The following is a 7,961-nucleotide window of genomic DNA, read 5'->3' as shown; positions in this document are numbered from 1 at the left end:
AAACACTACCTTTAAATAAATGTCCCTTTATAACAAAGAGATAAATGGTCAAAGGATAACGAAGAAATAGAAAAACTGTGCCATTTAATGCTGCCTTTACTCAAAAAGTACGGCATCAAAGCGGTCGTTTATATCATCACTGGTGAGGGCTTTAATCGCAGGGGGTGGAAAATGCAGGCCGTACTATGACCCGAAGATGGACTCGCTTTCACGTGATGAGCCGTTTGACGAGATCCGTCGTATTGGTATTTTCCCACGAACCGATGTCTTTGGACTATGGCGGAAGGTACGAGGTAATTACCTTTTCAGGAAAGTGAAAGCTTAATAGCTTAATAGCTTAATAGCTTAATAGCTTAATAGCTTAATAGCTTAATACGGGTTCAATCATATTTTGAACCCGTATTATGCTTAACCCATTATTAAAGCTTTTTCCTCAAAAAGAACAGTTGTTCTCTACAATGTATTTTTGTAGACCATGCCATCTTTCATGATTAAGTTTTGCTTTTCAGGATTGGTAACACATTCTACGCCCGATAATGGGTTACCATCGATAATCAATAAATCGGCATACGCACCTTCAGTAATAACGCCCAACTTACCTTGCTGATAAGGGTGCTGATACGTCGACATCTCGAATAAACGACCACAGTTTGCCGTTACCATGCGTAGAGCCGTTACCGAATCAAATACATTTTCTATGGCTTGTAGTTCATTTGACTGTGTTTTGTGCACATCGAGTCTGCCGACACAATCGGTACCAAAACATACGTTTTGAATATCGTATTTTTTGATTAATTCAGCGGACTTAAACATCGCTTTACCCACTCGCTCAGTCTTTTGGTACAGAACTTCGCTACCGAGTGGGATCTTGCGCTCAGCAATCAACGACGATGTGAAATACGAAGGAATGACATAAATACCTTTGTCTTTGATGATTTTCGCAATGTCATCGTCCATGATAGTGGCATGTTCAAATGACATCACCCCCGCTTCAGCAGCACGACGCATCGCATCTGCCGTATGAATATGGGCAGCAACATACGTGCCGTAATCCGAAGCCGCTTCAACGGCTGCTTTCATTTCATCAAGGGTATATTGCAAAGTATCTAGCGGATCGAAGGTTGATGATGCACCACCACCAGCCATGATTTTGATCTGAGATGCGCCCATAAATAGCTGTTCACGCACCGCTTTAAGCACACCAGAACGTCCATCGGCAACGGTAAACGCACCTGTTTTCATTAGTGGAGAATCTTCGTGTCCACCCACACGTTGTTGTGCCTGATTTTGGCGATAATCTGAATGACCGCAAGTTTGCGAAATAGCAGCTTGTGACGGTAGAATTCGAGGGCCAGTCGCATAACCTTGGTCGATGCTATTTTTCAAACCCAACGTGTTACCCGCCACATCACGAACAGTCGTAAAGCCTCGCATTAGCATCTCTTCTGCCACTTTCGCAGAACGGATTGCAACCTCTTCACGCGTCATTTTATCTAGCTCATGGAAAGGTGCTGACATGGTGACATGAACATGCGCATCCATAAGCCCAGGCATAACTGTTTTGCCTTGAGCATCAATAACTTCATCCGCTATTGCTGGATCAATGTCTCCGATCTTTGTAATCAGATTATCTTCGATAAGAAGGGATGTATTACGCTCAAGTTGATCATCAGTACCGTTAAAAACATTGGCGTTAATAATTGCAATTTTCATGACAAAACTCTCTCTGTTTTTTCGTGTTATGACTTAGGGTGTGGTCATATCATAGGAAAAGAGTGAGAGAGAGAATTGCCATTTGATGACAGTGGCTATTTTGACCGATTCAATTTCCGATATTGGGATGGCGTCATCTGCATCTGACGTTTAAATGCGCGGGTAAAATGGGCGGAATCTGTATAACCCATCTTACTGGCTATACTGGTAAGCGATAAATCAGTATTACAGATAAGGTCAATAATCTGCTCAAGCACCATCTCTTCAATAATGTCGCTGTATATAGCGCCTTCTTTTTCTAAACGCCGCTGCAAAGTACGCACATTAATCCCCAAGATGTCTGAGGCCCATTTGATTGAAAGCTTCCCCATCGACAAATAAGGCCTAATCGCCAGCTTAAACACAGCAACAAATGAATCTGCTTTAATTGGATCTGTCGTGCTATCTGAAAACGAAGCCCGCGATGACAAATGAATTGGACTTAACATCATTTCTTCAGGGATCGCGACCGCCATGACAGAACGCGCAGTATAAAGCTGGGTATTTATGAGTGGCTTGAAGCTACGAAAAATATCGGCATCGTGGGATTGCAGTGCCAATTCACTCGCACTCCATTTCCCAGAGGTTAATGTTAACAACAGTTCATGAATAAAAATCACAGAAAACAGCTCTGCGTACTGGAAGCTTAAGTCATGGTTAAACGGTTTATCCCTTACTAGCCACCATTTACCACCTCTTTGCTGGGTATATACTTTACTGCCAGTGGCAGACTGTTGCAGTAACACACAGCACTCATCTAATGCTGCCTTTAAGCTTGAAGAGTGAGTAAGCTTTTCAAGCAAGCGAGGAATATACACATCATGGCAAACACTCCAGACCAAGAGTCCAAACTGATCAGGTGTTGTTCTACTGCCTAAGATTTGAATAAGATTTTTCAGTGCATTTTCAGGCAAATAATCGTAGCAGCTGTCATTGCAATGCAGATCATTAGGGATTCTGGACTCTTTCAACAACACATACATATTATGATCTAACGTTTTGAATAGTTGCGAAAAAAGCGCAATATCTTCGCGCTTAACTAACGCTATTTCTCGATTTTCAACCATCGCATTCACCCTTATACCGACCCTATACAGATAAAAACAGTATTGTCATCAAATGGCAAGTACTTCTAAACCTGATCGCTAAGATGGAACAACACTTAGTCATCAAGGTATAGCGTTATGTCACATCAATTCAATCAGTATAAATCACCATTACAGCAATCATTTAAACATGCGGTTTCTTATATTGAGTCACTGCCAGATCGAAAAATCGACCAAACACCAACATCGCAGCAGCTTCGCCAAGCAATTGCAGGACCACTCCCGCTTCATGCTACCGACCCTGCAACCGTTATCGATGATATGGTTAAAAATGTAGATGCCGGGCTCATTGCGTCAGGTGGTCCGCGTTTCTTTGGTTATGCGATTGGCGGTTCATTCCCAGCTTCGTTAGCGGCTGATTGGATGGTGAGTGCTTGGGACCAAAATGTACCGTATTTTGTTGCAAGCCCTGCAATGGCCGTTGTTGAAGAAACTGCAGCCGAATGGATGGTTGAGCTACTCGGCCTAACAAAAGGCTCGGCTGTCGGCTTTACTTCTGGCGCACAAGAAGCGATTTATACTTCGTTAATCACGGCAAGAAATACGCTGTTACAACGTGAAGGTTGGGATGTGGCGGCCCGTGGTATGTATGGTGCTCCTCGTATTCAAGTGGTCATTAGCGATCAAATTCACTCTACAATTAAGCGCGCCTTATCCATGATAGGCATTGGCTTAGAAGACATCATCAAAGTACCAACAGATGACAACCTAAGGTTGATCCCTGAAGAACTGGCACGCGTGATGAAACTGTGTGAAGGACCAACCTTGGTATGTGCACAAGCGGGCTGTATTGATTCTGGTGCATTTGACCCCTTTGATCAAATTGCTGATTGCGTAGAAGCACATAACAACGCATGGCTACACGTTGATGGTGCTATCGGTTTATGGGCGGCGGCAAGTGATAAACAAAAACACCTATTGAAAGGCATTGAACGTGTCGACTCTATCGATACCGATGGCCATAAATGGTTCAACATGCCTTACGACTGCGGCATGGTGATTGTCAAAGATCCAAGCACGATCACTACCGCTATGGGCGGGAACAACATGGGTGATTACCTGAATGATGCGATGGAGAAGCCTGATCGTAATGCGATCAACTTCGGTATTTCAGCATCACGCCGAGCACGAGGTGTGCCAGTATATGCTGCATTTAAATCGCTAGGTAAAGAAGGGATTGTCGCTCATCTTGATAATTGCAGTGCACTAGCAAAACTTATGGCAGAAAAACTGGCGGCGGTTGACGGAATCACCATTCTTAACGATGTCGTTTCAAATCGTTTTTCAGCTCAATTTGGCTACGGTGATGAGAACTACCGTAACGAACTGACAGCACGTGTCGTACACCACTTACAAGAAGAGGGTTATTTATACCCATCAACATCAGGCTACAAAGGCTTAAAAACAATGTTGATTTCAATTCTGAGCTGTCATACCAGTGAAGAAGATGTCGTAACTTCAACCAAGAAAATCATTGCTGCCTACCATCATGAGCAAGCAATGATGGAAACAGAATCGCATCAAGCAGAATGCATGAGTTAAGTTACCTATATCAGCCACAATAAAAAAAGAGCTAGCCTTTAAGGCTAGCTCGTTTTATTTCTACCGCTATCGTAATATAGTGAATATGCTTGGTCACACTCAACTAGAAAACTTATATTATCCGTTATTTTAAATGTGGATAAATTGCATAAACAAGGATGTCGATAATGAGTATCAACTTTCTCAAAATCAATGGTCATATTGCTGAAGAAGTGATTAAACTCGCAGTCGGAACAAATCAAGATCACTTGATTGCGACTAACGCAGAATGGCTTACTCAAGCTAATTTTAATAATGACAGCATAGACTTTGCTATCTATCACAGTGGACAACCCGCCGGGTTAATTTCACTCATCGACCCAAGAATTCGAGCGATTCCAGATGATCACTTTCAACCTGATCACCTGTACGTCTGGCGATTAATGATAGATCATGCATTTCAGGGCAAAGGTATCGGCAACAAAGCGGTCAACTTTGCTAAAAACTATGCGCAACTGGTCGGATTATCGGGTGTCTCGTTAACTACAATGGATAATGAACAAGGCAATGCCAAGCCCTTGTATTTAGCGAATGGGTTCACGCCGACAGGACGCAGACTTGACGATGAAATCGAGTTAATATTTAGCCACGATTAAGCGATCTCATTGACTCACCAACTAATCACCACCCCCAACCAACAAGTTGAACTGGCGTAATCTTCAAGACTAGGCGCGCGTAAACAACGAATAATACGTGTTACATCATTGTTCAACGCTTGGGATTTTCCTAAACTGATGAAAACTTTTCATCAGTTTAGATTATGAGCCAAACCAATACTCAACCAGCTACACTACAACAAACCACACTACAACAAACCATTGCTAGCTTTACTTCTATCGAACAAGCACTGGAATACTTCGACATTGGCTTTGATAGTCGCTTTATTGATGCCAATCGCCTTGAGTTAACCAAACGCTTTAATGGCTATTTATTACTCACTAAACCTGATGATTGGTTTTCAGGCAGACGCGCACTGAAGAATGCCTACTGCAAAGTACAACGGAGTAAATTAGACCGTCATACCCGTTCAGCTTGCCGTGGCTGCACATCTTGCCAGCGACGCTAAAATTCATCTCAGCTCATATTTACTATCAATATTGGCTATTCACATTTATTTAGTCATTCACTGAAAGCTTGAGTAGCCCCTTAAATGCATCAATTAAATAAAGATCAACATCCCTTAATCCACGGTTTTTAGGCCAAATAGCGTCATACTGAATAAGAAACTCTGTTTGCGCAAATTCAGCATCGAGCTCGACAATGCCTTCAGGTATAGGATCGTTACCACACATTAATGTGGACCAGCCTAAATTCTGTCTAACCATATCAACAGTGCCGTGATACCCCTGAGCAAACCACACATAAGGCGACATTCTTGCTGCCTGCATCATCGTGGGCTGACTTTGCCAAGAGTTCGACAATATTTGGGTCGTCATTGCTAGCTGATCATTCGATACATGCCGTTTCCGAGCAAGCGGGTGCCCTTTCCCAACAACCATTTTCAGACTGCACTGACCAATCGCCATAAATTCATAAAAGCTACTTTGTCCTTCAAGGGTCGGCGCAAGGGCAAGATCTATTTTCCCAAGTTTTACCCCTTCAAAAATATCTTCCGCACTTAAGTTCACTACCGTTAACCGCAAATGAGGCCATTTTTTTTGAAATTCAGGTAATGCTGCGAATATTCGATCAACATTAATATCTTGGTCTAAGGCCAATGTCAGCTCTGCTGGTACTCCCATCGACAGCTGCAATGCGTTATTACTGAAACGCTCGGCACTATCAACAACAACCTTGGCGCTATCGTAAAGATTCAACCCTTCAGCTGTAATTTCGGGGTACTTACCTTTGCGATCAAACAGTACAACCCCAAGCTCATCTTCCAATCGCGCGATATTACCGCTCACTGTCGCAAGGTGTTTACCCATCAACCGCGCGGCAGCACTAAATGATCCCGTGTCTGCTGCAGCAATAAAACTCTTTAGTAATTCAAGCCTAATCATAAACCCTCTGGTGTAACCATAGGAAACCTATTAAATGATATTGAAAATATGATTAACAATACACTCGTTCTCAACAATAACTCCGAGATTTTCGAGGTAATTATGAAAAAGACGATTCTAGCTCTGACGTTAACTGCATCATTTTCAGCTTTCGCTACCACACCTGTCGCGGGTGATGATCTCCCTTTCTTCAATGCTGAGCGTCAAGCCGTTCAACATGGTGCAATTGTAAAAGACATGACTGGACAAGGTCAGGTTGCATTAGCGCAATTTATGGCAACACAGCCTTTAGGTGAGTTTTCAGAACCAGTATTAAAGGCCGCTCAACATGCCGTTGAAAACAACCGAAAAATTGCACCTGACTATGTTGCTATGATGGAAGCGTCTGCCAAAATTCGAGGCGTAGAAGTTGCTGAACTCTTTGCCTCTGTGTCACAAGTTGATTACAGCGTAAACCAAGCCGTTAAAAGTAGCATGCAGGCGGAGCAGGATGTTGAAGAAATCAAAGGCTGTACTTCGATTGCCTTTAATAACGGTATTGTCGGTCAAACCAATGATCTAAGCCTAGCGACTAGCTTGACGGATCACACCACAGTCGTAAAAACTGATGATTCAATTTTTGTCGTGGCTGATGGTGCACACTTCCAAGGCATGGGTAAACATGTAGGCATAGTGATTAACTTTATGGGGGCACCAGCCGGAGAAGATGGTATTAACAGCGAAAACCTTGTCACTGTTGATGCTATTTTTGCTGCGGCAACCCAAGCAAAAAGTGTCGATGCTTTCCTAAACACCATTAAAGATGTACGTACCATCATTCCTTTCAACTTCACCTTGGCTGATGATCAGGGTAATCACGCCGCAGTAGAAATAACGGTAGAGAATGGTGTTAAGGCTATCCAGTACTCAGATAGAGGCTCTGTTCATGCCAACCACAGTGCTGATTTTAAGCAGGCTTTTCTTACTGAACATACCGCAATAGAGGCTAATACTGCATTTTTCAGTACCTTTGCACGTGAAGCGGCTGCCGCTAACTTCCTCGATTATTCACCAGAACTAACAGTAGAGTCGATGCAATGGTTGTTTAGCCAGCGTCCAATTAACATGACTAAATACAAAGGCAAAGATTTTGTGACAGTAGAAGCAATGATCTTCGACACTGCGGAAGGTTGTGCGTATGTATCAGGCGACAATCCAAACTTCGCGGGATACTCTAAAGTCTGTTTTTAATCAACCAACATGCAATTCGGCTATCCCGCCGAATTGCATTATCTTTATCAGACACAAATAACGACTCCCGCAACAAATAATATGACTGATATAAAATTCACTAATTTATATTTCGCCCTCCAATATCATCCTTAATGCCACAGCAGCCAACATTAGAGTATTAGCTCATTCACACTTTTGTCTTCTGCATTTGCTTTATATTAACCGTTATCATCTACTCTAAATAAAATTAAACGCACAAAAACTGATTGCATTTTTATTCAATAGTTATTATTTAAATTTAGCCTTA

The 7,961-nt window shown here is 42.5% G+C and carries 7 protein-coding genes; 4 read left to right on the top strand and 3 right to left on the bottom strand.

Annotated features, from left to right (window positions below; translation table 11 throughout):
- Positions 1 to 453: 453 nt before the first annotated feature.
- Both ASV53_RS21265 and ASV53_RS21260 read right to left on the bottom strand, forming a co-directional pair.
- On the bottom strand, positions 454 to 1,713 hold the full coding sequence (locus ASV53_RS21265; RefSeq protein ID WP_094958572.1) for a metal-dependent hydrolase family protein: 1,260 nt from the start codon (positions 1,711 to 1,713) through the stop codon (positions 454 to 456).
- A gap of 95 nt (positions 1,714 to 1,808) precedes the next feature.
- Positions 1,809 to 2,819 carry a helix-turn-helix domain-containing protein gene (locus ASV53_RS21260; RefSeq protein WP_239928877.1) on the bottom strand — a complete coding sequence of 337 codons (1,011 nt, stop codon included), beginning with the start codon at positions 2,817 to 2,819 and terminating at the stop codon, positions 1,809 to 1,811.
- 117 nt (positions 2,820 to 2,936) lie between these two features.
- Here ASV53_RS21260 and ASV53_RS21255 point away from each other — a divergent pair, with 117 nt between their 5' ends.
- The 3 genes from ASV53_RS21255 to ASV53_RS21245 all read left to right on the top strand — a co-directional run bounded on the left by ASV53_RS21255 (position 2,937) and on the right by ASV53_RS21245 (position 5,505).
- A complete protein-coding gene (locus ASV53_RS21255; RefSeq protein ID WP_094958571.1) occupies positions 2,937 to 4,400 on the top strand; it encodes a pyridoxal phosphate-dependent decarboxylase family protein in 1,464 nt (487 codons plus the stop codon).
- Between the two features lie 167 nt (positions 4,401 to 4,567).
- Positions 4,568 to 5,035, top strand: a complete 468-nt coding sequence (locus tag ASV53_RS21250) for a GNAT family N-acetyltransferase (protein ID WP_239928876.1) — start codon at positions 4,568 to 4,570, stop codon at positions 5,033 to 5,035.
- A gap of 164 nt (positions 5,036 to 5,199) precedes the next feature.
- Positions 5,200 to 5,505, top strand: a complete 306-nt coding sequence (locus ASV53_RS21245; protein WP_094958570.1) for a nitrogenase-stabilizing/protective protein NifW — start codon at positions 5,200 to 5,202, stop codon at positions 5,503 to 5,505.
- Positions 5,506 to 5,554: 49 nt separating this feature from the next.
- Here the strand turns inward: ASV53_RS21245 and ASV53_RS21240 are convergent, their stop codons facing one another.
- Positions 5,555 to 6,442 carry a LysR family transcriptional regulator gene (locus ASV53_RS21240; RefSeq protein WP_094958569.1) on the bottom strand — a complete coding sequence of 296 codons (888 nt, stop codon included), beginning with the start codon at positions 6,440 to 6,442 and terminating at the stop codon, positions 5,555 to 5,557.
- Positions 6,443 to 6,544: 102 nt separating this feature from the next.
- On the opposite strand from ASV53_RS21240, the gene ASV53_RS21235 reads away from it, so the two are divergent.
- Entirely contained in the window at positions 6,545 to 7,672 is a 1,128-nt protein-coding gene (locus tag ASV53_RS21235) for a carcinine hydrolase/isopenicillin-N N-acyltransferase family protein (RefSeq protein WP_189337933.1), read from the top strand.
- The last annotated feature ends 289 nt before the right edge of the window (positions 7,673 to 7,961 follow it).

The organism is Photobacterium sanguinicancri, assembly GCF_002265265.1.
Lineage (GTDB): Bacteria > Pseudomonadota > Gammaproteobacteria > Enterobacterales > Vibrionaceae > Photobacterium > Photobacterium sanguinicancri.
This window is presented reverse-complemented; position numbering and strand designations above follow the sequence as displayed.